Below are 22,999 nucleotides of genomic sequence, written 5' to 3'. Positions count from 1 at the left end.
GTGTGGGGGGGGCCGCGCTCGCTTTTTTTGTGCCCCCCACCCCCCCCCCCCCCCCCCCCCCCCCCACACCCAGTACCCACCGTCACTCAAATGTTCGTCCAGACCCTAGTACTGGCGCGCCTTGGCCAGCTGTTCGTCCAGCTCGCGCCTGGCCTGGGCCGTGCGCGCGCTGGTGGATACTTCGGCCACGCCTACTCGCCACCAGGACAGGTAACCGTGGATCATGGTCTTGGGCAGCACCTTGATGTCGATCAGCGTCGACACCGTCTGCAGGCGTGCGTCACGCAGCGCCGCGTGCAACTGCTCCAAGGTGCTGACCTTGTAGGTCTTGCAGCCGTAGGCCGCCGCGCTCATGGCGAAGTCCACCGGCACGAAGCCGCCGTCGAGGTTGCCGGTCTCGGCGTTGCGGTAGCGGAACTCGGTGGCGAAGCTGCCCATGCCATGGCCCATCTGCAGGTTGTTGATGCAGCCGAAGGTCATGTTGTCGAGCAGCAGCACGTTGATCTTGCGGCGCTCTTGAATCGATGTGGCCAATTCCGAGTGCAGCATCAGGTACGAGCCGTCGCCCACCAGCGCGTAGACCTCGCGCGCCGGCTCGGCAAGCTTTACGCCCAGCGCGGCGTTGATTTCGTAGCCCATGCACGAGTAGCCGTATTCCAGGTGGTAGCTGTTGACGCTGCGGGTTTGCCACACGCGCTGCAGGTCGCCGGGCAGGCTGCCGGCGGCGGCGACGATCACCGCATCGGCGTCGAGCTCGCGGTTGATCACCCCCAGTACCTGGCTCTGGGTAAGGGCCGAGCCGGTCAGTTCGATGAATTCGCGCAGCACCGCCGGGTCCAGGTGGTCGGTGATTTCGGGGCTGAAATCCTCACTGCTGTAGTGCGCCGCGTACACCCGCTCGACCTCGGCGTGGTACTGGCCGCGCGCCTCGATTACCTGGTTGCCCCAACCGGCGCGGTAGCCCTGCCGGGCCAGCGGTTCGGCCAGTTGCTGCAGGCCCAGCTTGGCATCGGCCAGCAGCTGCACGGCGTCGAGCTTGAGCACATCGCCGCCGTTGACGTTGAGGTTGATGAACTGCACGTCGGGGTGCTGGTACAGCCACTTCGACGAGGTGGTGAAGTCGGTGTAGCGGGTACCGATACCGATGATCAGGTCGGCCTCGCGCGCCAGCAGGTTGGCCGCCAGGCAGCCGGTTTCGCCAATGCCGCCGACGTTCAACGGGTGGCTGGAAACGATGGCGCTCTTGCCGGCCTGGGTTTCGGCGAACGGAATGTCGAAGCGTTCGGCGAAGGCCTGCAGGGTGTCGGCGGCGCCGGCGTATTTCACCCCGCCGCCGCAGATGATCAACGGCTTGCGCTTGCTGGCCAGCAGCGCCACGACATCGGCCAGCGAGGCCTCGCCCGGCTGGCGGCGCTCCACGCGGTGCACGCGCCGGGCCAGGAAGCTGTCGGGGTAGTCATGGGCCTCGGCTTGCACGTCCTGGGGCAGTGCCAGGGTCACCGCGCCGGTCTCGGCGGGGTCGGTGAGCACGCGCATGGCCTGCAGGGCGGCGCTGATCAACTGCTCGGGGCGGTTGATGCGGTCCCAGTACTTGCTGACGGCCTTGAAGGCGTCGTTGGTGCTGATGCTCAGGTCGTGGAGCTGCTCGATCTGTTGCAGCACCGGGTCGGGCTGGCGGCTGGCGTAGACGTCGCCGGGCAACAGCAGCAAGGGAATGCGGTTGGCGGTGGCGGTGGCCGCGGCGGTGAGCATGTTCGCCGCGCCCGGCCCTACCGACGAGCTGCAGGCGTAGATCCTGCGGCGCAGGTGCTGCTTGGCGAAGCCGATGGCGGCGTGGGCCATGCCCTGCTCGTTACGGCCCTGGTGCACCACCAGCTGGCCGCGGTCCTGCTCCAGCGCCTGGCCCAGGCCCAGCACGTTGCCGTGGCCGAAAATGGTGAACACGCCTTCGACGAATTTGCTCTGCACCCCGTCGACTTCAATGTACTGGTTGTCCAGAAAGCGCACCAGGGCCTGGGCCATGGTCAATCGTGTCGTGCTCATGCTTGCACCTTTTATTGTTCGAAAATGAGCGGCCGCAGGTCAGGGGGCCAACTGGCGATTGAGGTACGCCATGCTCTGCCCCAGCGCCGTGCGGATGTCGGCCAGGTCGTGGACGCTGTCGGCGAACGGCTCCCACGACACGTAGCCGTCGTAGCCGCTGCTGAGCAGGCTGTCGAGCTGCTCGGCGTTGCCGAGAATGTCGCCATCGCCGATCAGCACCCGGTGGCCGTCGAGGATGCTGGCCAGCGGCGCCTGGCTGTCTTCCACGCCGCTGATGTGCACCAGGCCCGTCAGCGCCGGGAAGAACTCCTGCTCGCCGGCCAGATGGTGGTGGAAGGTGTCATGCACCAGGCGGAACACGTCCAGGCCGCCGATGGCCTTGATCGCCTCTACCGCGGTGCGCTTGCGGCGCAGCGCCGATTGCTCGAAGCCCAGCGGCTCGACGAAGCCCAGCAGGCCATGCTCGCGCAGTATCGGCGCCAGCTCGGTGAGCGCCGTGCGCAGGCCGGCGGCGCGTTCGGCGCTGCTGCGGCTGTCAGCCTCGTTGAACGGGCACAGCACCAGGCCCCGCGCACCGCAGTCGCGGGCGTAGGCCGCGAGCTTCAGGGCCTGGGCGCGGCGTTGGTCGTTCCAGATATCGAAGGGGTACAGGGCGTTGATCGACAGCACGCTGACGCCCTCGGCGGCGCACAGCTGGCGCACGGTTTCGGCGGGCGTGCCGTCTTCTATCTCGACACCCTTGAGGTCGTTGCGGATCTCGATGGCATCGGCCTTCAGCGCCACCGCCAGCTGGATGAACTCGGCCAGGGGCAGGCGCGGGGCAACCATGCGGTTGAGGGCGAAACGCAGGGGCTGGCGCATTCTTGTTGTTCTCCTGAGTTGGCAAACCGTGTGTGGGGAAAGCGGGCGTAGTCAGAGGTCCAGCAGCCACTCGTGCTGCGGGTCATTGTTGAACTGCCACACCCGGCGCGGGCCGGCCATGACATTCAGGTAATAGCTCTCGTAGCCATACGGCACGCTGACCGGGTGGTAGCCCTCGGGCACCACCACCAGGTCGTTGTTTTCCACGGCCATGGCCTGGTCGATGCTGCGGTCGTCGGTGTACACGCGCTGGAACACGAAGCCCTGGGGCGGGTTGACCTGGTGGAAGTAGGTTTCTTCCAGGAAGCTCTCGGCGGGCAGCGCGTCGCGGTCGTGCTTGTGCGGCGGGTAGCTGGAGCTGTGCCCCGATGGCGTGCGCACCTCCACCACCAGCAGCGAGTGGGCCACCGCGGTGTCCGGCAGGATGTCGCACACGTAGCGGGTATTGGCGCCCTTGCCGCGGGTGCTGCGCTTCATGCTCTGGGCGCTGATGACCCGCGCCTGCAACTCGCCGGCCGGCGCACCGGGGGCGGCGCACACCGCCACCTGCACATCGCTCAGCGCCTGCAGGCGCGCCTGGCTGCCGCTGGGCAGGTACACCGCCCACGGCGATTTGTCCTCGAATACCGATTGCCGTTCACCCAGGTTGTCCCAGCTGAACGCGCCCTGCACCGGTGCCTCGCCGGCAATGCTGGCGCGGCCACTGAGCAACACCACGCACAGTTCCTGGCTGCCGGCGTGCAGCGGCAGGCTTTCGCCCAGGCTCAGGCGGTGGGCGCTGAAACCCACGTATTCCAAAGCGCCCTCGGCCAGGCGTACCACTTCCTGGCCCTGCTTATTACTCTTCACCAGCAGGCTCATGCTGCAGTCCTCCGTTGCCGGGCCTGGGCAAGCAAGGTGCTCAGGGTGTCGTAGCCTTTCTTGGCGTAGAAGTAGCTGGGGGCCACGGCCGGGTCCTGCTCGGCCTCCACCACCAGCCAGCCGTTGTAGTCCACCGCCAGCAGCTCGTCGAGCAGCGGTGCGAAATCGATGTCGCCATCGCCCGGCACGGTGAACGTGCCGTTGACGATGCAGTCGGGGAAACTCCAGAGGTTGTTGCGCGCCAGCTGCACCACTGGCTGGCGCACGTCCTTGAAGTGCACGTGGCACACGCGCTTGATGTGCTTGCGCAGCACCACCAGCGGGTCGCCGCCACCCATGAAACAGTGGCCGGCGTCGAACAGCAGGCCCACCTGCTCACCGGTCAGCGCCATCAGCGTGTCGATGTCTTCGGGCGCTTCCACGTAGGCGCCCATGTGGTGGTGGTAGGCCAGGCGCACGCCTTGGCTCAGGGTGTAGCTGGCCAGCTCGTCGAGCTTGGCGGCGTAGGTTTTCCAGGCCGCTTCGCTGTGGAAGCGCGGGCGCTCCACCAGGCGGATGCGGCTGCCTTGGATAGAGTCGGCCACCTCGCCGTACACCAGCACGTTGGCGCCGTTGGCGGCCAGCAGCTGTACATGGCTGGCGATGGCGTCGATTTCCTCGGCGGCCGAACGCTGCGCCAGGCGCCCCGAATACCAACCCGACACCAGCGCCAGGTCATAGGGCTTGAGCACCTGGGCCACGCCCTGAGCGTCCTTGGGGAATTTGCCGTTGAGCTCGAAGCCTGCGTAGCCGATGGCCTTGCCTTCGCTCAGGGCCGTGCTCAGCGGGGTTTCGCCGCCCAGGGACGGCAGGTCGTCGTTGCTCCAGGAAATCGGGTTGATGCCGATACGAATCGCGGATGGCATGGCTGCACCTGTTGTTGTTATCGGTGGGGTGACACTCAGCGGCCGTGACGGGCCGAGCGCCAGGCTTCGATCAATTGGCTGAACCGCTGGCGTACAGCCGCCACCAGGCCGGCGTCGTCCAGCTCGCCCTGGAACCAGGCGCGGCTGGGCTCATGGAAAATCGTGCGGCCCACCGCAAAGCCGCGGCAGGTGGTGCTGGCGGCCGCCTGGGCGAAGCCCTCGGCGAGGTCGCTGGCCGGCGCGTTCAGGCCCAGCAGCACCACGCCCCGGCAATAGGGGTCGCGTTCGTTGATCAAGGCGTCCAGGGCCTGCCACTGCTCGGCGCTCTGGGCCTCGATTTTCCACCAGGCCGGGTAGATGCCCAGGTTGTACAAGCGCTTGATGGCGCGGTAGAGCACGTCGGGGTGGGCGCCGGGCAGGTCCTTGGGCGGTATGACTTCCAGCAGCAGTTCGTGGCCGCTGGCGATGGCCGCCTCGTACAGGCCGCGGATCTGCGCCTCCTGTTCCAGGCGCAACAGGGGTTCGTCGTCCGGGTGGAATTGCACCAGGCACTTGATGATTTGCTCGGTGGGCCAGGCAATCAGGTTGCTGGCCACCGAACGGCCGTGCTCGAAGGCCAGCGGCCGCGAACCCTGCACCTCCACCGGGCGGGCGATCCACCAGCCGCGGCCAGTGGCGGCGTTGAGGCTGTCCTGGCCGAAGCGCTGGTCCGCCAGCAGGCCGACGTCGGCGGCGATGCCGCGCGTGGCCAGGTCCGCCTCCACCTCTTCGATGGCGCGCAGGAACAGTTGCTTCAGCGCAGGGATGGTCGCCAGGTCGCGGCCCGCCTGCTGCGCCAGCTCCACCAGCTGCCCGCGGTGGTCGAAGGCGAAGATGAACAGCTGTTGCCACTGCTTGCGCGGCACCGTGACCCGGTGCAGGCGCTGCAGGGTTTCGTCCTTGTCCGGGCGGGTGATGGGCACCGCGCTGTTGAACAGGTAGTCCAGTTCCGCAGGCGTCGGCATGGCCGGGGCGCAGGCATGGCGCGAGACCACCAGGCCACCGCAGGCGTTCGCCAGCTGGCAGCAGCGGGCGTCGTCGGCATCGTTCAGCCAGCCGCTGAGGAAGCCGGACATGAAGGCATCGCCAGCGCCCAGCACGTTGAGCACTTCGACGCGGGTGCCGGGGTGAATTTCGCCATCTTCCAGGCGCGCCGGAATAGCGCCGTGAATCACCGTGCAGCCTTGGGCGCCGAGCTTCACCACCAGCGTGGCGGCGCTCAGTTCGCGCACGGTGCGCAGCGCGGTGAGCAAATCGGTGCTGCCGCCGGCGATGAGGAATTCCTCCTCGGTGCCGACGATCAGGTCAAAGCGCGGCAGGATGCGCTGCACGTGGGCGCTGACCTTGTGGTCGGCGACGAAGCGCGTCTCGCCGTCAGCCTTGCCCGCCAAGCCCCACAGCACCGGGCGGTAGTCGATATCGAGGATGCGCTTGACGTTGTGCCGCTCGGCGTAGTCCAGCGCCTGGCTACTGGCCTTGAACACGCCGTCGGTGGAGAAATGCGTGCCGGTGATCAGTAGCGCCTTGCTGGCGGCGATGAAGTCCTCGCGCACGTCTTCGGCGCGCAGGGCCATGTCGGCGCAGTTTTCGCGGTAGAACACCAGGGGGAAGGTTTCGCGGTCCTTGAGGCCCAGCAGCACCATGGCGGTGAGGCGCTCGGGGTCGACCTTGATGGCCGAGGTGTCGCAGCCTTCACGTTGCAGCGACTCCACCAGGAACCGGCCCATGTGGTCGTCCCCTACCCGGCTCAGCATGGCCGACTTGAGCCCCAGCCGCGCGGTGCCGAAGGCGATGTTGGCGGACGAGCCGCCCAGGTACTTGGCGAAACTGGCGACGTCTTCCAGCCTGGCGCCCACCTGTTGGGCGTAAAGGTCGACGCCCAGGCGCCCCAGACAAATCAGATCCAATTGACGCCCAGTCGCAAAACGAGTCTGGCCCATGCTGGCTCCTGTTATTTTTATCAGCCTGCGCACCGGCCAATGGCGGCCGATGTCGTTGTCTTGGGTCCAGATTAGAACGGCTTTTCCACCGAATCAACTTTTTTTCCATAAAAATTTTATGCGGAATTTATTTTCTATTTTCAATCCCGCATACTGGCCTTGAGCGCTTCTGGCGGGTTTGCCACGGGAACTGGACCTTTTGCTCAGGTTTTTTTTCTTGCCTACCCTGTAGACTGCGCGAGCCAATTGCTTGAAGCCCCAGAAGGATAAGAACATGTCCCGCCCCGATCAGCCGGCCCCCAGCGAGCCAACCGCCGCCAGCGCCCCGGCCACCGCCGAGCAGCTGCTGCAACTGATCACCCGTGAGTACGAAGGGCTGCCGCGCCAGCTCAAGCGCATCGCCAGCTACATGAGCCAGCAGAGCGACCGCATCATGGTCGACCGCATCAGCGACATCGCCGGCGAATGCGAGGTGCACCCCTCGGCCATCGTGCGCTTTTCCCAGCGGTTCGGCTTCAGCGGCTTCAGCGAAATGCAGGCGCTGTTCCGCGAGGCCTACACGCACAAGACCACGCCGGTGCAGAACTACCAGCAGCGCATTCGCAACCTGATCGCCAACAAGTCGCAGAAGACCAGCGGCGCCGACCTTGCCCGCGAGTGCATCGATGCCACCCTGTCGGGCATCGAGCGCCTGGGCGGCGAACTGGACGACGTGGCCTTCGAGAAGGCCGTCGACCTGGTGGTCAACGCCGAGAATATCTACGTGGTCGGCGTGCGCCGCTCGTTCGCGGTGGCCGACTACCTGGTCTATAACCTGCAGCACACCAACAAGCGCATTCACTTGGTGTCCGGCCTGGGCGGCAGCTACCGCGAGCAGATGCGCAGCGTACGCCAAGGTGACCTGGTCATCGCCATCAGCTTCACCCCCTACGGCAAGGAAACCCAGCACTGCCTGCGCATTGCCCAGCACCACCTGGCCAAGACCCTGATCATCACCGACTCCAACCTATCGCCCCTGGCCAAGCGCGCCAACAGCGTGCTGCTGGTGAACGAAGGCAGCTCCTTCGCCTTCCGCTCCCTGAGCGCCACGCTGTGCCTGTGCCAGGCACTGTTCATCGCCGTGGCCTACCGGCTGGAGTTGAAGGTGGATGAAATGCACGAGCAGGTGGGGTTCGAGGATTAACGCGGGGGCGGTGTGAACACCTTCACGTAGCAGCTGCCGCCAGGCTGCGTCCGCGCCCTATGCCCCAGCAAAAGTGTAGTGTTTTGTATCTGTCGGATTGACCCACAGCCTAAACACCAACACGCTACCGCACCTGAACAGCATGGGTATCAGGGACGCGGTAATGGTGATGGACAACGCGACAAAATGGCTTCTGCTCGAGGGCATCCTGCCACTGCTGGGTGCCGCCATTCTTTACCTGCTGATGGGGCTTTCCAGCTATGTAGTCAGCAGCCAGGGCAGGTTCACGTTTCATTGGGTGCAGGCCTTCGATCCATTGGGCTGGCTTTACGGCGGCACTATCATCGCCGTACAGGCAGGCATCAAAACGTTGTCACTCAAGGAGCCTGGGGTGCTACCTGCTGCCTGCTTCACCGTCTCCGCCGTCTGCCTGCTGATCTTGATGGCGGCGATGACCGAGCGTGGGAAAAATCAGGGATGGTTACCCCCCGCCCGGCTAAAAACTTTCTCGGTCTTGCTGGTCATCGTTATTTTGTGCGCCGGTTACCAGGCGCAGACCATGATCACTGGAGAAATGCAATGAAAGGCACGACCGCTCCGTCGCTGACCCCCGCAGAAGTCGACACTATCCTCAACTATTACCGTATCACCCACCCCAGCGCACAGGCCCCGGATATCGATGCCTTGAAAAGTACCCTGGAGCGCTTCGAGCCGCCTGCAACTGCCCCGGAAGTCGACTCCCACATTGCCACCCGCCTGGCGACTGCGCTGAGCGGTGGCGCAGCGGCGGGGCTGGCGGCCGCTTTGATTGCACCGATGATGCCGCTGGCCATTCTTGCCAGCGCGCTGGCCGGCGGGTGGTTGGGTTGGCGAATGGGCAAGACACCGGCGACCAGCACCGCTCACCCCAACAACTGACTCAACACCGCCCGCAACTTCCCCGCCTTCACCGGCTTGTTCAACAGCGGTGCCCCCAGCCGCTGCAACTGCCGGCGGCACTGGTCGCTGCGCTCGGCGGTAATCATCACCACCGGGATGGCCTGGGCAAAGTGTTCGCGCAGGTGGCGGGCAACCTCGCAGCCGGTGACGCCGTGGTCCAGGTGGTAATCGGCGATGATCAGCTCCGGGGCCTGGCCCTGCAGGGCTGCCAACGCGGCGGTCTCGTCGGTGGCGGTGACCACCTCGCAGCCCCACTGGCCCAGCAGGTCAGCCATGCTGCGCAGAATGTCGGGCTCGTTGTCCAGCACCAGCAGGCGCCGGCCCGGCAGCGGGTTGCCCAGGCGTTGTTGGGGCACGGGGCTGGGCGCCGGCGGTTGCGCGGTCAGCGGCACGAGGATGCTGAACATAGAACCGCGGCCCGGGGTGGAACGCACCTGCACGCTGCTGTCGAGAATGCGCGCGATGCGCTCCACAATCGCCAGGCCCAGGCCGACGCCCTTGCGCTCGGCGGCGCGCCCCACTTCCAGCTGGTTGAATTCAAGGAAAATAGCCTGCAGCTGGTCGGCGGCAATGCCACGCCCGGTGTCCCACACCTCGATGCGCAGCTGGTCGCCGCGCCGCCGCGCGCCGAGCAATATGCGCCCCTGCTCGGTGTAGCGGCAGGCGTTGCTGAGCAGGTTGCGCAGGATGCGCGTCAGCAGCCGCAGGTCAGTGCGCACGGCAAAGCGCCCGCAGCGCAGACTCAGGCCCAACCCGGCGGCTTCGGCCACCGGCTGGAATTCCGAGGCCAGCGGTGCCAGCACCTCATCCAGGCGGTATACGTCGACATCCGGCTTGATCGCGGCCTGGTCCAGGCGCGAGATGTCCAGCAGGTCGGTGAGCAAATCCTCGGCGCCTTCCAGCGCCTGGTGCGTACGCTCCACCAGGCCCTTCTCGGCGCTGGGCAACGCGCGTTCGCGCAAGGTGGAAATGAGCAGCCGCGCCGCGTTCAGCGGTTGCAGCAGGTCGTGGCTGGCAGCGGCCAGGTACTTGTCCTTGCTGAGGTTGGCGGCCTGGGCGGCGTCGCGGGCCTCGCGCAGTTCTTCGGTGCGCTCGCTGACGCGCCGCTCCAGCTCGTCGTTAAGCTCTTGCAGGCGCAGGGACAGCGCCTGGTAACGGTTGCGCTCGGTTTCCAGCTCCTGCAGGCGTGCGGCAAGTTCGGGGTAATGGCTTTTGCGCACCGAATGGTTGGTCAGCCCCAACAACCCGGCCAGGGCCTGCTGGCGCGGGTCAGAGGGCTTCGCCAAAGACCACCTCGACGTCACGCTGACTGGACTGGCGCGGGTTGGTAAGGATGCACGGGTCGTGCATGGCGTGGTGCGACAGGAACGGAATGTCCGCCACCCGCACGCCATGCAGGCCCAGGGTTTCGTGGAAGCCGATGGCGTGCTTCAGGGCGATCAGGTGTTCAACCAGGCGCTGGCGAATCTGCGCGTGGTTAAGGCCGCGGCAGTCGATGCCGCAGGTCTGGGCGATGACCTGGAAGCGCTCGGGCGCGGCGCTGTAGTTGAAGGCCACCACGTGCTCTACCAGCACCGCGTTGCACAGCCCGTGAGGCAGGTCGAGAAAGCCGCCCAGGCTGTGGGACATGGCGTGCACTGCGCCAAGGATGGCGTTGGAAAACGCCAGCCCGGCCTGCATGCTGCCCAGCATGACCTTCTCGCGCAGGCCCAAATCCTGCGGGTTGGCGATCATCTGCACCAGGTGGCCGTTGATCAGGCGGATGGCCTCCAGCGCATGGGGGTCGGTGAGCGGCCCGTGGCCGGTGGAGACGAAGGCTTCGATAGCGTGCACCAGCGCGTCAATGCCGGTACAGGCCGACAGGAACGGGTCCATGCTCAGGGTGGTCTCGGGGTCGATAAGCGCCACGTCCGGCACCGCGCCCTTGCTGACGATGGAGATTTTCATGCGCCGTTCCTGGTTGGACAGGATGACGAACTGCGAGACGTCCGCCGAAGTACCGGCGGTGGTGGGAATCAGGATCAGCGGCGGGCTGGGCACGCGCAGGGTGTCGACGCCCTCGAATTCCAGAATGTGGCGGTCATGGGCAACGACAATGCCGATGGCCTTGGCGCAGTCCATGGGGCTGCCGCCGCCCACCGCGACGATCACGTCACAGTGCTCGGCGCGGTAGCGCTCGGCGCCCAGCATCACCTCTTCCACCCGCGGGTTGGGCGACACCGTGCTGTACAGGCAGTAGTCGATGCCCTCGCCCGCCAGGCTGGCCTCGACGTCGGCCACCCAGCCGGCAGCCACCACCCCCGGGTCGCTGACCAGCAACACCTTGCGGGCGCCGAAATTCTTCGCGTAGTTGGCCACGTGATGGCGGCAACCGGCGCCAAAGATGATTTCCGGGGAGACGAATTTGCGCAGCTGGCTGATGGCAGGGCTCATGTCTGTTCTTCTGGCAGGGACAGTTGGGCTCAGGGTAATGCATTGCCGGGGCAATGCGCAGCCCGCCCGCCACCGCCCCTCTACTACTTTGGTACTGGTATGGCAGGCCGAAAGCAGCATTGGCAAATGCCTGCGATGCGCCCTGTAATGCGCGCATAACTAGAAAGAGCATCGCCACCATGATTCGCTTCCTTGCCTCCCTGCTTTGCCAAGCCGCGCTCGGCCTGGCCTTCGGTTGCCTCGTCGCCAACTTTGCCCACGCCGAAAACCCGCCACCCGGCCAGCGCGGCAGGCTTGTTCGTGCGCTGTGATACCCTGTTCCAGGCCCTTTGCCCACAACAAGAACAGCCGACGCCCATGTACCGATTCCTGATTGCCGACGACCACCCGTTGTTCCGCGAGGCCATGGCCCGCGTGCTGCTCGACGCGTTCGAGGGCTGCGAGGTGCTGGAAACCGCCGACCTGGACAGCACCCTGCACCTGACCCGGCAGCACGATGACCTGGACCTGATTCTGCTCGACCTGAACATGCCTGGCATGCACGGCCTGGGTGGCCTGCTCAACCTGCGCAACGCGACACCGACCATTCCGGTGGTGGTGGTCTCGGCCGAGCAGGACAAGCAGGTGGTGCTGCAGGCCATCACCTACGGCGCCGCCGGTTTCATCACCAAATCGTCACCACGGGCGCAGATGACCAGCGCCCTGACCCAGGTGCTGGAGGGCGACGTGTATTTGCCCGCGGACATCATTCGCAGCGGCGCCGGGCGCCCGCTGCAGGCCGGCACGCCGACGCCGGGGCTGTCGGTGGCGCTACTGGAAGCGCTGACCCGCAAGCAGTTGCAGGTACTGGAGCGCATGACCAAGGGCGAATCGAACAAGCAGATCGCCTGGCACCTGGAAATCGCCGAGACCACGGTGAAGGCCCATGTGTCGGCGATCCTGCGCAAGCTCAACGTGCACAACCGGGTGCAGGCGATTCTCAGCGCTGGCGAGATCGACTTCGCGGCCTACCTGCGGCGTTGACTACATCCTGTGGGAGCTGGCTTGCCAGCGAGCTGGTGGGGCCATAAAAGCTCGCTGGCAAGCCAGCTCCCACAAGACGGCCGCTGCTACGGGGGCCGTGCCGGCCCTCAATAGGCCAACGGAAACTCGCCGCACTCGCTCCACGCCAGGAACTGCGCCTCGTCCATCGGCCGGGCGAAGAAATAGCCCTGGGCCTCGTCGCAGCCATACTCGCGCACCAGTTGCAGGCAACGGAAAGTCTCCACGCCTTCGGCCACGGTGCGGTAGCCCAGCTCGCTGGCCAGCTTGAGAATTGAACGGGCGATCTTCTGGTAGCGCGGGTTGTCCTCGATACCGGTCACCATCGAGCGGTCGAGCTTGACCACGTTGGCGGGAATTTCGTGCAGGTACGAGAAGTTGCTGTAGCCCGAGCCGAAATCGTCGATGGCCACGTCCATGCCCAGCCCGCGAATCTGCGCCAGTTCGCCCAGCACCTTGGGGTTGGAGCGCAGCCATTCACCCTCGGTGATCTCCACTTCCACGCGGTGCGGGTCGATACCGTGCTGCTGGCACAGGCGGCGCAAGGTGCCGCTCACGTCATGGCCGTCGAAGTCCATGGGCGACAGGTTGATGGACAGCTGGCTCAGGGTCTGCCCGCGCCATTGCGCGAGTTTGCCCAGCGCCGTGTCGATGACCCAGCGGGTGACTTCGTGGATCATGCCGTTGCGTTCCAGCACCGGAATGAACTCGGCCGGTGACACACGGCCCAGGCGCGGGTGCTGCCAGCGCAGCAGCACCTCGGCGCTCACCTGGGCGCCGTCACCAATGGCGAAGCGTGGCTGGAAGTGCAGGCTCAGTTGCCCGTCGGCCATGGCCTCGGTGATGTCGGCAGCCAGGTAGAAACTGCGCCGGTACTCCGCGTCGCGCACCGGGTCGTACGCGGCCCAGCGCTGGCCGGCCAGCACCGCCAGCTCGGTGGCGTACATGGCCTTGCGCAACACGTCGCGCAGGGCCAGCGGTTCCAGTTCGAAGTCGACACTGCCGGCGCGCACCGTGGGGTGGATCGGCACGGTGTCGAGCAGGGCCGGCTGGCGCAGGGTGTCCACCAGGCCTTCGATGAACGCAGGGAAGTCATCCAGGCCGGCGCTGATCACGAAGGCGAAGCGCTTGACGCCAATATGGTACAAACGTGCCACACCGTCCAGTTGCTGGTTCAACCGCGCCGAAATGCAGCGGATGATGCCCTCGAACGGCGCCAGGCCCATGGCCAGGGTCATGTCATGGGCCCAGTGCATGTCCAGCGCGTCGATCAACACCAGGGTGCGCCCCTCGCCCGGGTGCTGGCTGGCCAGTACGCCCAGGTCGGTGGCGAACTGTTCGCGATTGGGCAGCCCGCTGATGGGGTCCAGTCGCGAAGCCGCCGATGGCTGAGCGTAAGCGTGTTGAAGCATGTGTAACTCCTGCAGGGCCGGTCAGGCAACGAACGGTCGTCACATAATAGCGAATTAACATCGCCAGAAACTGATGGGCGACAAGGTTTTATCGGCAGCCTTCGCCCTGACGTTAGGGAAATCACCTGTTAGGATTAGGCGCTTAAAGCTTTCAGCCACCCTGAATGGATATCGCGATGCTCACCGCCTTGCTGTTTGACCTTGATGGCACCCTGACCGACACCGACAAGCTGCACCTGCTGGCCATACAGCAACTGCTGGCCGAAGAAGGCCGGGACTTTACCGAAGAAGATTTCGTCAAGCACTGCAGCGGCCAGGCCAACCCGGCCATGTGCCGCAACCTGTTTCCGGAGCGCTCGGTAGCCGAGCACCAACTGTTTGCCGACCGCAAGGAAGAACGCTTCCGCCAGCTGTCGCCGCAACTGGCGCCACTGGCCGGCCTGCCGCGCCTGCTGGAGTTCGCCGAAGCCCAGGGCATCGGCAAGGTGGTGGTCACCAACGCCCCGCGCGCCAACGCCGACCACATGCTGGGCGCACTGGGCATCGCCGCGCGCTTCCACAGCGTGGTGGTGGCTGAGGAACTGCCACGGGCCAAGCCCGACCCGCTGCCCTACCTCACCGGCCTGGAACGCCTGGGCGCCCGCGCCAGCGATGCCATTGCCTTCGAGGATTCGGTGCCGGGCCTGACCGCGGCGGTCAAGGCCGGCATCTTCACCGTGGCCCTGACCACCAGCCAGAGCCGCGAAACCCTGCTGGCGGCCGGCGCGCACCTGGTGATCGAGGACTTCAACGACGAGCGCCTGTGGCAGGCCATCGCCGAGTTGCAGGCGGCGACCTGAGGCTTATGCCCCCAGCCGCGCGGTCACTTCGTTGAGCTGACGCGACAGGTCGTGCAGGCGCCGGCTGGCGACTTCGGTGCGCTGCACGTTGTCCTGGTTGGTGCTGGCGATCTGAGTGATGTCGGTGAGGTTGCGCGAGATGTCCTCGGCCACCGAGGTCTGCTCTTCGGCCGCCGTCGCAATCTGCCGGTTCATGTCGCGTATCGCCTCCACCGACGAGGTGATGCGCTTGAGCATCTCCCCGGCCTGGGTCACCTGGGCCACGCCCTCCTCGCTGCGCGACTGGCCGTTCTGAATGGCCTTCACTGCGTCGCTGGCACCGGCCTGCACGGCGTTGATGATCTGGTTGATCTCGATGATCGACGCCGCCGTACGCTGGGCCAGGCTGCGCACTTCGTCGGCGACCACGGCGAAACCACGGCCCGCCTCACCCGCCCGTGCCGCCTCGATGGCCGCGTTCAGCGCCAGCAGGTTGGTCTGCTCGGCGATGCCGCGAATCACTTCCAGCACCTTGCCGATGCGCGCGCTGTCGTTTTCCAGCAGGCCAATCACCTGGGCGGTAGTGGAGATCTCGCCGCGCATGTGGGTAATCGTCTCGATGGTGGCGCGCATCACCTGCTCACCCTGGTGCGCCGAGGCGTCGGCCTGGTCGGCGGCCTGCGCCGCGTCCACGGCGTGGCGTGCCACTTCCTGGGCGGTGGCAGACATCTCGTTCATGGCCGTGGCCACCTGGTCGGTGCGGTTGAACTGGTCGTGGGTGCCTTGCGACATCTGCCCGGCAATGCCGTGCAGGTCGGCGCTGGCGCCATCCAGGTCACCGGCGTTGCGCTTGAGGCCGGTGAACGTCTCGGCGAGGAAGTCGCGCAGGGTATTGGCGGCCAGGGCCAGGCGGCCCAGTTCGTCCTGGCGGCGGCTGTCGACGCGCTGGTTGAACTGGCCGCGGCTGAGCTCGGCCACGTAGTCGATCAGTTGCTGGATCGGTACCACCAGGAAGCGGCTCACCAGCACCAGGCTCAGCAGGCCAATCAACAGCCCCGACACCACCAGCACCACCAACCCGCCCCACACGGTGCTATCGGCCGCATCACGAATAGCCCCGGCCTGCTGCTCGCCGGCCTTGCGGATCTGGCTGACCAGCGCGCTCATCTGGTCGCTGACAGCGCGGTCCACGCCCTTCACCGCTGCATCGCCGACACTGGCCTCGCCACCGGCGGCGGCAAACGCATCGCGCCCACGCTGGTAGGCATCACCCAAGGCCCGGTGCTCGTCGCGCAGGCGCTGGATATCGGCTTTCAGCCCGGCATCGATACCCGGCTGGGCGGCCAGGCGGCCGAGAATATCCTGCACGTCACGCTGACGGTCCTGGAACTGACCCCAGTATTGCGCCAGGTCCGAAGGCTGCTTGCCGCGCAGCAGCACGTTCTTCCATTCCTGTACCTGGATCTTGAACTGCAGGTTGGCCTCGTCGATCAACTGCGAGGTGCGCAGCGGCCCCTCGATCAACTGATGGTAGTCTCGCACCCCGTTGGCCAGCAGGTGAAAGCAGGACAGGGCAATCAGCAGCATCGCCAGCAGGCTGCCGCCGATCAGGGTCAGCATTTGGGCTTTCAGGGATTTGCGCACGAACATCGACAGGGCACTCATGACAGGGATAAAGCACCGCGGCTGGGTGCGCGGTGTCGAAGACGTCCCTTTCTTCATGCAGTAAAAAACGATGCTTCATGCCACGCATCGGCGGCGTTGCCGATGACTTGAATGCAGTTCGTCGGCAGGCCATTGGCCATCCTTGGTTGGGGAATTTATATGGCAAATCAATGACAAATTGATGACAGAACAACCATTTGAAGACAGCGCTTAGCTGGCTTGTGATCTGCTGTTGACCTGGCTTGTGATCCGCAGTTGATCTGCTTGTGATCTGGCTTGTGATCTGGCTTGTGATCTTGATTGTATGCCCCGTAAAGCGCCCGGGCCGACTGGAGGCGTCGATCAACGGGCTGCCCGCAGGGCCGAGGCCGCAGGCCGAAGAGACGGTAACCCGCAGGCTTCTATAGCGGGTGCCGTCTGCCCGTTGAGCGGCGCCGGAAGGAGGGGACCCGTAGCGCAGCGTAGGGCCCAAGCAGGGGCAAGCGTTTTTTGCTTACTTTTTTTGGCGTCTGAAAAAAAGTGAGTCGGCGTAAGGCCGAAACAGTCGGTGGTCGCACCGCGAAAATGGATATGTCCGAAATCGCCGAAGCGGGAAACCAAATCCGCTACGCCGTGGACCGCTCGGTCAACGCCTCCAGTCGGCCCTGGCGCTTTATGGTCACGGGATCAAGATCAAGGGTGGCCGGCGTGATGCGCGATAGCGCGATAGCGTGATGCGAGCCCCCCACACAGTCAGGCACAATGGCAGTTTTCCCTGGCCTGAGGAATACGCCCTTGCCCCTGCACATCCGCCCCGCCACCGCCGCCGATGCCGAACTGATCCTGGGCTTCATCACTGAACTGGCCATCTACGAAAAAGCCGAGCACGAAGTGGTCGCCAACGTCGACGACATCCGCCGCAGCCTCGCTGACCCGGAAGGCTACGCCCGCGCGCTGGTGTGCTCGCTGGACGACGAACCGGTCGGCTTTGCCCTGTATTTCCTCAGCTACTCCACCTGGCTGGGCCGCAAGGGCATTTACCTGGAAGACCTGTACGTGTCGTCCAGGCACCGCGGCGTGGGCGCCGGCAAGGCGCTGCTCAAGCACCTCGCGCAAATCGCCCACGACAGTGGCTGTGGCCGCCTGGAATGGAGCGTGCTGGACTGGAACGAGCCGGCGATCAAATTCTACGAATCCATCGGCGCCGCCGCGCAGCCGGAGTGGATTCGCTACCGCTTGGCCGGCGATTCGCTGCAGGCTTTCGCCCAGGCCGACTAGACTGGCTGGCAACTGGATAGAAGGAGACGTTCCATGTTGCCACGCTCGATTGCCCTCGCCGCCTGCCTGTGCCTGCCGTTGCTGGCCCAGGCCGCGCCGCTGACCCTGAAAACCCCGGATGGCGACGACAACGCCCTGTTGCGCCAGGCCAACGCCGCCAATACCGGCGACTGCGGCGGCGAGAATGTGTCGCCGGCGCTTGGCTGGAGCAATGCGCCCCAGGGCACCCAGAGTTTCGCCCTGGTGATGCATGACCCCGATGGCCAGAAAGGCCTGGGGGTGAACCATTGGGTGCACTACGGCATCAAGGCCGGCACCCATGAACTGGGCGCCGATGCCAGCCTCAAGGGCAAGCTGGAAGGCGTGGGCGGCACCAATAGCAAGGGCCTCACCACTTACAGCGGGCCGTGCCCGCCGGTGGGCGAGAACCCACATCACTACGTGATTCAGCTGTATGCCCTGGACCTGGCGCCGGATGCCTTGCCGGCGGGGCTGACGCGTGATGACCTGCTGGCGAAGATCAAGGGGCATATCCTGGCCAACACCAGCGTGGTAAGGCGCTACGGTCGGTAGACCCCGCTGCCCTCATCGCGACCAAGGTCGGCTCCTACCGGGGTAGGAGCCGACCTTGGTCGCGATGGCGGCGCTACCGTATCAGCGCAGCAGGAAATTCCCCGGCCCCACCTGCCCGTCAATCACCGGCACCAACGCCTCGTCCTTCAAGTTCACCCCCGACAACTGCCGGCGCCACGCCTCACGCATCAGGTACAGCAGCTTGTGCGCGGCCATGGCGTAGCTCATGCCCTCCAGCCGCACGTTGGAAATGCAATTGCGCGCCGCGTCATTGAGGCCGGCGCGCGGCGCGTAGGTGAAGTACAGCCCTAGGCTGTCAGGCGAGCTCAAGCCCGGCCGTTCACCGATCAGGATCACCACCATGCGTGCGCCCAGGCGCTCGCCGATCTCGTCCGCCACCGCTACCCGCCCCTGCTCCACCAGGCTCACCGGCGCCTGGCGCCAACCTTCGGCGGCGGCCAGTTCGTCGATGCGCTGCAGCATCGGCAGGCTGTGCCGGTGCACGGCCAACGACGACAAACCGTCGGCGATCACCACTGCCAGGTCGTAGCCTTCGGGGTTGAGCTGGCGGTGCTCGTCCAGCAGCGCCGCAGACGGCGCATCCAGGCGCCGGCCCAGGTCCGGGCGCTGCAAATAGACGTGGCGGTCGCCGGCACCGCTGTGCAGCAACAAGGCCTGGCCGTTGAGGCTGGCGGCCAGGGCCTGGCGGTCGAAGGGGGTGTGCACCGCGTCCCGCGCCTGGGCGTGGGCGTACTGGAAATCCAGCTGCGCGGCGCTGGGCAGGCTGGTACCGGCACGGCCCAGGGCGATGCGCGCAGACGTCAGGCTGCGCAGTTGCTGCCAGGGGTCGGCCTGGGCCGGTTGCTTGTGGTCATCGCTCATGGCTTAGCCTCACTTCAACTGTGCCAGGGCCTGGCGAAACGCTGGCGGCAGGCCCTTGCCCAGCTGCAGCGTACCGTCGCCCTGGGTCATGATCTGCATGCGCGCCAGCCACTCCTCGTACTCCGGCGCCGGGCGCAAACCTAAGGTCTTGCGCGCGTACAAGGCGTCGTGGAACGAAGTGGTCTGGTAGTTGAGCATGATGTCGTCGGAGCCGGGAATGCCCATGATGAAGTTGATGCCGGCCACGCCCAGCAGGGTCAGCAGCATGTCCATGTCATCCTGGTCGGCTTCGGCGTGGTTGGTGTAGCAGATGTCGCAGCCCATCGGCACGCCCAACAGCTTGCCGCAGAAGTGATCCTCCAGGCCGGCGCGGATGATCTGCTTGCCGTTGTACAGGTACTCGGGGCCGATGAAACCGACCACGGTGTTCACCAGGAACGGCTTGAAATGCCGGGCCACGGCGTAGGCGCGGGTCTCGCAGGTTTGCTGGTCGACGCCATGGTGGGCGTTGGCCGACAGCGCGCTGCCCTGCCCGGTCTCGAAGTACATGAGGTTCTGGCCGACCGTGCCGCGTTTAAGGCTCAGCCCCGCCTCGTAACCTTCGCGCAACAGTTCCAGGCTGATGCCGAAGCTGGCGTTGGCCGCCTCGGTACCGGCGATGGACTGGAACACCAGGTCCAGCGGCACGCCGCGCTCGATGGCGGCGATGGACGAGGTGACGTGGGTGAGCACGCAGGACTGGGTGGGAATCTCGTAACGCTGGATAACGCCGTCGAGCATCTTCAGCAGGTCGCTGATGGCGCTGAGGCTGTCGGTGGCCGGGTTGATGCCGATCATGGCGTCGCCGTTACCGTACAGCAGGCCATCGAGCACGCTGGCGGCGATACCAGCGGGGTCGTCGGTGGGGTGGTTGGGCTGCAGGCGGGTGGACAGCCGCCCGCGCAGGCCCACGGTGTTGCGGAATTGGGTGACCACGCGGATCTTCTGCGCCACCAGCACCAGGTCCTGCACGCGCATGATCTTCGACACCGCGGCGGCCATTTCCGGGGTAAGGCCCGGTGCCAGGGCGCGCAGCGTGGTTTCATCGGCGTCGTCGCCCAGCAGCCAGTCACGGAAACCGCCCACGGTCAGGTGGCTGACCGGGGCGAAGGCGGCGGCGTCGTGGCTGTCGATGATCAGCCGGGTCACCTCATCGCTTTCGTAAGGTATCAGTGCCTCGTTGAGGAAGCGCTTGAGCGGCACGTCCGCCAGGGCCATCTGCGCGGCCGCACGCTCGGCATCGCTGCCGGCGGCGACTTCGGCCAGGTAGTCACCGGACCGGGCGGGGCTGGCCTTGGCCATCAGCTCCTTGAGGCTGTCGAAACGCCAGGCCAGGCCACCCACGGTATGCACGAAACCACTCATTTCAAGCCTCCTTTCTCAAGCGTTGCCAGCAAGGGCGACCCGCGCCGCATTGCGGCCCAGCGAGATCTTGCAGAACACCGCACCTGCAATCATCAGGCCGGCAAACACACAGGCGATCTGGCCGTTGAACCACACCATGGCCACCAGGCACACCAGCGCCAGCACCAGGGCGATGCCCGGCACCACAGGATACCCCGGCGCGCGGAAGCTGCGCTCAAGGTTGGGCTCGATCTTGCGCAGGCGGAACAGGCTCAGCAAGCTGATGATGTACATTACGATAGCGCCGAACACCGACATGGTGATCATCGCCGCGGTCAGGCTCATGCCCTGCAGGTTCACCAGGCCGTCGCTGAAGATGGCCGCAATGCCCACCACGCCGCCGGCCAGGATGGCGCGGTGCGGGGTCTGGAATCGCGACAGCTTGGCCAGGCCGGCGGGCAGGAAGCCGGCACGCGCCAGGGCGAAGAACTGGCGCGAGTAGCCCATGATGATGCCGTGGAAGCTGGCCACCAGGCCGAACAGGCCGATCCACACCAGCATGTGCATCCAGTTGGAATTGTTGCCCACCACGGTTTTCATCGCCTGTGGCAGCGGGTCGTTGAGGTTCGACAGGGCTTTCCAGTCGCCCACGCCGCCGGCGAAGATCATGGTGCCGATGGCCAGCACCACCAGGGTCAGGATGCCGCTGATGTAGGCACGCGGAATGGTTTTCTTCGGGTCCTTCGCTTCTTCGGCAGCCATGGCCGCGCCTTCGATGGCGAGGAAGAACCAGATGGCGAACGGAATGGCGGCGAACACGCCCGACAGCGCGCCGAAGCTGAAGGTGTCACTGCCGGCCCAGCCGCCCAGCACGAAGTTGCTGAAGCTGAAGCCCGGCGCCACCACGCCCATGAACACCAGCAGTTCCAGCACCGCCAGGACGGTTACCACCAGCTCGAAGGTAGCGGCGATGTTGACGCCGATGATGTTCAGCCCCATGAACACCACGTAGGCACCGGCCGCCGCCCACTTGGGGTCCAGCCCCGGGAACTGTACGTTCAGGTAGGCGCCGATGGCCATGGCGATGGCCGGTGGCGCAAACACGAACTCGATCAGGGTGGCCATGCCGGCGATCATGCCGCCGCCCACGCCGAACGCGCGCAGGCTATAGGCAAACGGGCCACCGGCGTTGGGGATGGCGGTGGTCAGTTCGGTGAAGCTGAAGATGAAGCAGGTGTACATCACCGCCACCATCAGCGTGGTCACCAGGAAGCCCAGGGTGCCGGCGGTGCCCCAGCCGTAGCTCCAGCCGAAGTACTCGCCGGAAATCACCAGGCCCACGGCGATGCCCCACAGATGCAGGGTGCCCAATGTCGGTTTGAGTTGCGTGCTGCTCATTGTGTCGTACCTTCGAGAGGATGCCTGGAGCCCAGCATATCGAAGCATTTGCTTACAAGACTTGACCGGGAAAACCGGGTTTTGTGCCCTGCGGTCAAGTTTGGCGAAGGGTGCGCGATGGCGGGGCACGGCCTGCGGCCGACGCACCACAACGGCCCGCTCCCACAGGGTTACCGGAATTCCCAGTCAGGGGGCAGATAATTGCAGCTTATCGGCCGTTCAGGCCTCTACACCGCCGGAAACATGAACCCGGAACAACTCTTGCTTGAAGTTTTTTCATGATGCCCCTGCTGAAAAGGTAACCGCCATGACCCCTTCGCTGTTTTCACCCGCCGCGCACCCTGGCTCCCGGGCGAACAACCGTGGGGTGTTGTCGGCGGCGGCCAACGGCCTGGACCAGTTCATCACCCACCACGGCGGCGACCTGGACCGCGTGTTCGGCCACGCCGGCATCGACGCCGAGCAGCTGCGCCACCCCACGCTGAGCCTGGGCTTGCCCAACTATTGCCAGGTGCTGGAAGAGGCCGCGCGGCAGACCGGCTGCGACAATTTCGGCCTGCGCTACGGCGAGCAGTTCAAGCCTCAGGCCCTGGGCCTGCTGGGCTACGTGGGCCTGTGCTCGGCCACCCTGGAAGAGGCGCTGGTGAACTTCGCCCAGGCCTTCCCCTTCCACCAGCACAGCACCCTGATCCAGCTGGTGGACCAGGGCGAGTGTTACCGTTTCGACTACCAGGTGCGCCACGGCGCTATCCTGGAGAAGCGCCAGGACGCCGAACTGACCATGGGCATGGCCATGAACCTGGTGCGCCACGTGCTGGGGCAGCACTGGGCACCGCGCGAGGTGCAGTTCGAGCACGCGCGGCCCATGGACTGGCAGGAGCACCGCGCGGTGTTCGACGCGCCGGTGCGTTTTGACCAGCCGTGCAACGCCATCCTGATTCCCAAGCAGGACCTGCAGGGCAAGCCCATGCCGGGCCATGACCCGGTGCTGCTGATGCTGGTGATGGATGCCATTCGGCAACTGGGCGACGCCGACGCCGGCCCGGACCTGCTGGAGCAGGCCCGCCAGGCCATTCGCGCGGTGCTGCACCACGGCGAACCGGTGCTGGAACTGATTGCCGAACAGCTGGAGCTCACCGATTCGGGCCTGCAACGCCGCCTGCGCGAACGCGGCATCAGTTTCAGCCAGTTGATCGATGAAACCCGCCAGCTGCTGGCCCGCCAGTACCTGCGCCAGGCCAGCCTGTCGATCAGCGACCTGGCGCCACTGTTGGGCTACTCGGAAACCAGCGCGTTTTCACGCGCCTTCAAGCGCTGGTTCGGAATGAGCCCGCGGCAGTGGCGGCAGGCGGCCGGTCACTGACAC

At 65.7% G+C, this 22,999-nt stretch carries 21 protein-coding genes and 1 pseudogene; 9 read left to right on the top strand and 13 right to left on the bottom strand.

Translation table 11 applies throughout. The features are described 5' to 3' along the window. Positions 1-105 precede the first annotated feature (105 nt). Genes iolD through AC0SZ7_RS24185 form a run of 5 tightly spaced genes read right to left on the bottom strand, consistent with a single transcriptional unit; the run spans position 106 to position 6,649 of the window. Positions 106-2,043 carry a 3D-(3,5/4)-trihydroxycyclohexane-1,2-dione acylhydrolase (decyclizing) gene (gene iolD / locus AC0SZ7_RS24205; RefSeq protein ID WP_475506744.1) on the bottom strand — a complete coding sequence of 646 codons (1,938 nt, stop codon included), beginning with the start codon at positions 2,041-2,043 and terminating at the stop codon, positions 106-108. Positions 2,044-2,082: 39 nt separating this feature from the next. Next, a complete protein-coding gene (locus AC0SZ7_RS24200) occupies positions 2,083-2,904 on the bottom strand; it encodes a TIM barrel protein (protein WP_475506743.1) in 822 nt (273 codons plus the stop codon). Positions 2,905-2,955: 51 nt separating this feature from the next. Further along, positions 2,956-3,765 (bottom strand): 5-deoxy-glucuronate isomerase, encoded by an 810-nt coding sequence (gene iolB, locus AC0SZ7_RS24195; RefSeq protein ID WP_475506742.1) that lies wholly within the window; start codon positions 3,763-3,765, stop codon positions 2,956-2,958. Further along, entirely contained in the window at positions 3,762-4,670 is a 909-nt protein-coding gene (gene iolE / locus AC0SZ7_RS24190; protein WP_475506741.1) for a myo-inosose-2 dehydratase, read from the bottom strand. The genes iolB and iolE overlap by 4 nt, the downstream gene beginning before the upstream one ends. Positions 4,671-4,705: 35 nt before the next feature. Further along, on the bottom strand, positions 4,706-6,649 hold the full coding sequence (locus AC0SZ7_RS24185) for a bifunctional 5-dehydro-2-deoxygluconokinase/5-dehydro-2-deoxyphosphogluconate aldolase (protein ID WP_475506740.1): 1,944 nt from the start codon (positions 6,647-6,649) through the stop codon (positions 4,706-4,708). A 274-nt stretch (positions 6,650-6,923) separates the two neighbouring features. Between AC0SZ7_RS24185 and AC0SZ7_RS24180 the strand changes: the two genes are divergently transcribed. The 3 genes from AC0SZ7_RS24180 (at position 6,924) to AC0SZ7_RS24170 (ending at position 8,750) form a co-directional block, all read left to right on the top strand. After that, positions 6,924-7,832 (top strand): MurR/RpiR family transcriptional regulator, encoded by a 909-nt coding sequence (locus AC0SZ7_RS24180; RefSeq protein WP_475506739.1) that lies wholly within the window; start codon positions 6,924-6,926, stop codon positions 7,830-7,832. 163 nt (positions 7,833-7,995) lie between these two features. Then, entirely contained in the window at positions 7,996-8,415 is a 420-nt protein-coding gene (locus AC0SZ7_RS24175) for a hypothetical protein (RefSeq protein WP_475506738.1), read from the top strand. After that, positions 8,412-8,750 (top strand): hypothetical protein, encoded by a 339-nt coding sequence (locus tag AC0SZ7_RS24170; RefSeq protein WP_475506737.1) that lies wholly within the window; start codon positions 8,412-8,414, stop codon positions 8,748-8,750. The genes AC0SZ7_RS24175 and AC0SZ7_RS24170 overlap by 4 nt, the downstream gene beginning before the upstream one ends. On the opposite strand, the gene AC0SZ7_RS24165 is transcribed toward AC0SZ7_RS24170, so the two are convergent. Beyond that, on the bottom strand, positions 8,735-10,057 hold the full coding sequence (locus AC0SZ7_RS24165; protein ID WP_475506736.1) for a hybrid sensor histidine kinase/response regulator: 1,323 nt from the start codon (positions 10,055-10,057) through the stop codon (positions 8,735-8,737). The two genes, AC0SZ7_RS24170 and AC0SZ7_RS24165, sit on opposite strands and share 16 nt — an antisense overlap. Next, entirely contained in the window at positions 10,041-11,204 is a 1,164-nt protein-coding gene (ercA, locus tag AC0SZ7_RS24160; protein ID WP_475506735.1) for an alcohol dehydrogenase-like regulatory protein ErcA, read from the bottom strand. Before ercA ends, AC0SZ7_RS24165 begins: the two co-directional genes overlap by 17 nt. Positions 11,205-11,383: 179 nt before the next feature. Here ercA and AC0SZ7_RS24155 point away from each other — a divergent pair, with 179 nt between their 5' ends. Both AC0SZ7_RS24155 and AC0SZ7_RS24150 read left to right on the top strand, forming a co-directional pair. Further along, positions 11,384-11,515, top strand: a complete 132-nt coding sequence (locus AC0SZ7_RS24155; protein ID WP_475506734.1) for a hypothetical protein — start codon at positions 11,384-11,386, stop codon at positions 11,513-11,515. A gap of 46 nt (positions 11,516-11,561) precedes the next feature. Then, positions 11,562-12,227 carry a response regulator gene (locus AC0SZ7_RS24150; protein WP_475506733.1) on the top strand — a complete coding sequence of 222 codons (666 nt, stop codon included), beginning with the start codon at positions 11,562-11,564 and terminating at the stop codon, positions 12,225-12,227. Positions 12,228-12,334: 107 nt separating this feature from the next. Here the strand turns inward: AC0SZ7_RS24150 and AC0SZ7_RS24145 are convergent, their stop codons facing one another. After that, positions 12,335-13,657 (bottom strand): putative bifunctional diguanylate cyclase/phosphodiesterase, encoded by a 1,323-nt coding sequence (locus tag AC0SZ7_RS24145; RefSeq protein ID WP_475506732.1) that lies wholly within the window; start codon positions 13,655-13,657, stop codon positions 12,335-12,337. A 176-nt stretch (positions 13,658-13,833) separates the two neighbouring features. On the opposite strand from AC0SZ7_RS24145, the gene AC0SZ7_RS24140 reads away from it, so the two are divergent. Beyond that, positions 13,834-14,496, top strand: coding sequence for an HAD family hydrolase (locus tag AC0SZ7_RS24140; protein WP_475506731.1), 663 nt, complete (start codon positions 13,834-13,836; stop codon positions 14,494-14,496). A gap of 3 nt (positions 14,497-14,499) precedes the next feature. On the opposite strand, the gene AC0SZ7_RS24135 is transcribed toward AC0SZ7_RS24140, so the two are convergent. Then, positions 14,500-15,204, bottom strand: coding sequence for a methyl-accepting chemotaxis protein (locus AC0SZ7_RS24135; protein WP_475506783.1), 705 nt, complete (start codon positions 15,202-15,204; stop codon positions 14,500-14,502). Positions 15,205-15,432: 228 nt separating this feature from the next. After that, a pseudogene (locus AC0SZ7_RS24130) lies at positions 15,433-15,642 on the bottom strand (methyl-accepting chemotaxis protein); the annotation flags it as partial. A gap of 1,272 nt (positions 15,643-16,914) precedes the next feature. Between AC0SZ7_RS24130 and AC0SZ7_RS24125 the strand changes: the two are divergent. Beyond that, entirely contained in the window at positions 16,915-17,397 is a 483-nt protein-coding gene (locus tag AC0SZ7_RS24125) for an N-acetyltransferase family protein (RefSeq protein WP_475506730.1), read from the top strand. A 33-nt stretch (positions 17,398-17,430) separates the two neighbouring features. Continuing rightward, entirely contained in the window at positions 17,431-17,970 is a 540-nt protein-coding gene (locus AC0SZ7_RS24120) for a YbhB/YbcL family Raf kinase inhibitor-like protein (RefSeq protein ID WP_475506729.1), read from the top strand. A gap of 81 nt (positions 17,971-18,051) precedes the next feature. Here the strand turns inward: AC0SZ7_RS24120 and eutC are convergent, their stop codons facing one another. From eutC to eat, 3 genes are read right to left on the bottom strand one after another with little or no spacing between them, the layout of a single operon-like run. Beyond that, positions 18,052-18,852, bottom strand: coding sequence for an ethanolamine ammonia-lyase subunit EutC (gene eutC / locus AC0SZ7_RS24115; protein WP_475506728.1), 801 nt, complete (start codon positions 18,850-18,852; stop codon positions 18,052-18,054). 9 nt (positions 18,853-18,861) lie between these two features. Beyond that, positions 18,862-20,256, bottom strand: coding sequence for an ethanolamine ammonia-lyase subunit EutB (locus AC0SZ7_RS24110; protein WP_475506727.1), 1,395 nt, complete (start codon positions 20,254-20,256; stop codon positions 18,862-18,864). Between the two features lie 15 nt (positions 20,257-20,271). Continuing rightward, the gene (gene eat, locus AC0SZ7_RS24105) at positions 20,272-21,633 is read right to left on the bottom strand and encodes an ethanolamine permease (RefSeq protein WP_475506726.1); all 1,362 of its coding nucleotides are present in this window, start codon (positions 21,631-21,633) and stop codon (positions 20,272-20,274) included. 307 nt (positions 21,634-21,940) lie between these two features. Between eat and qhpR the strand changes: the two genes are divergently transcribed. After that, entirely contained in the window at positions 21,941-22,996 is a 1,056-nt protein-coding gene (gene qhpR / locus AC0SZ7_RS24100) for an AraC-like transcriptional regulator QhpR (RefSeq protein WP_475506725.1), read from the top strand. Positions 22,997-22,999 lie beyond the last annotated feature (3 nt).

This window comes from Pseudomonas sp. JC1203, assembly GCF_056175065.1.
This window is presented reverse-complemented; position numbering and strand designations above follow the sequence as displayed.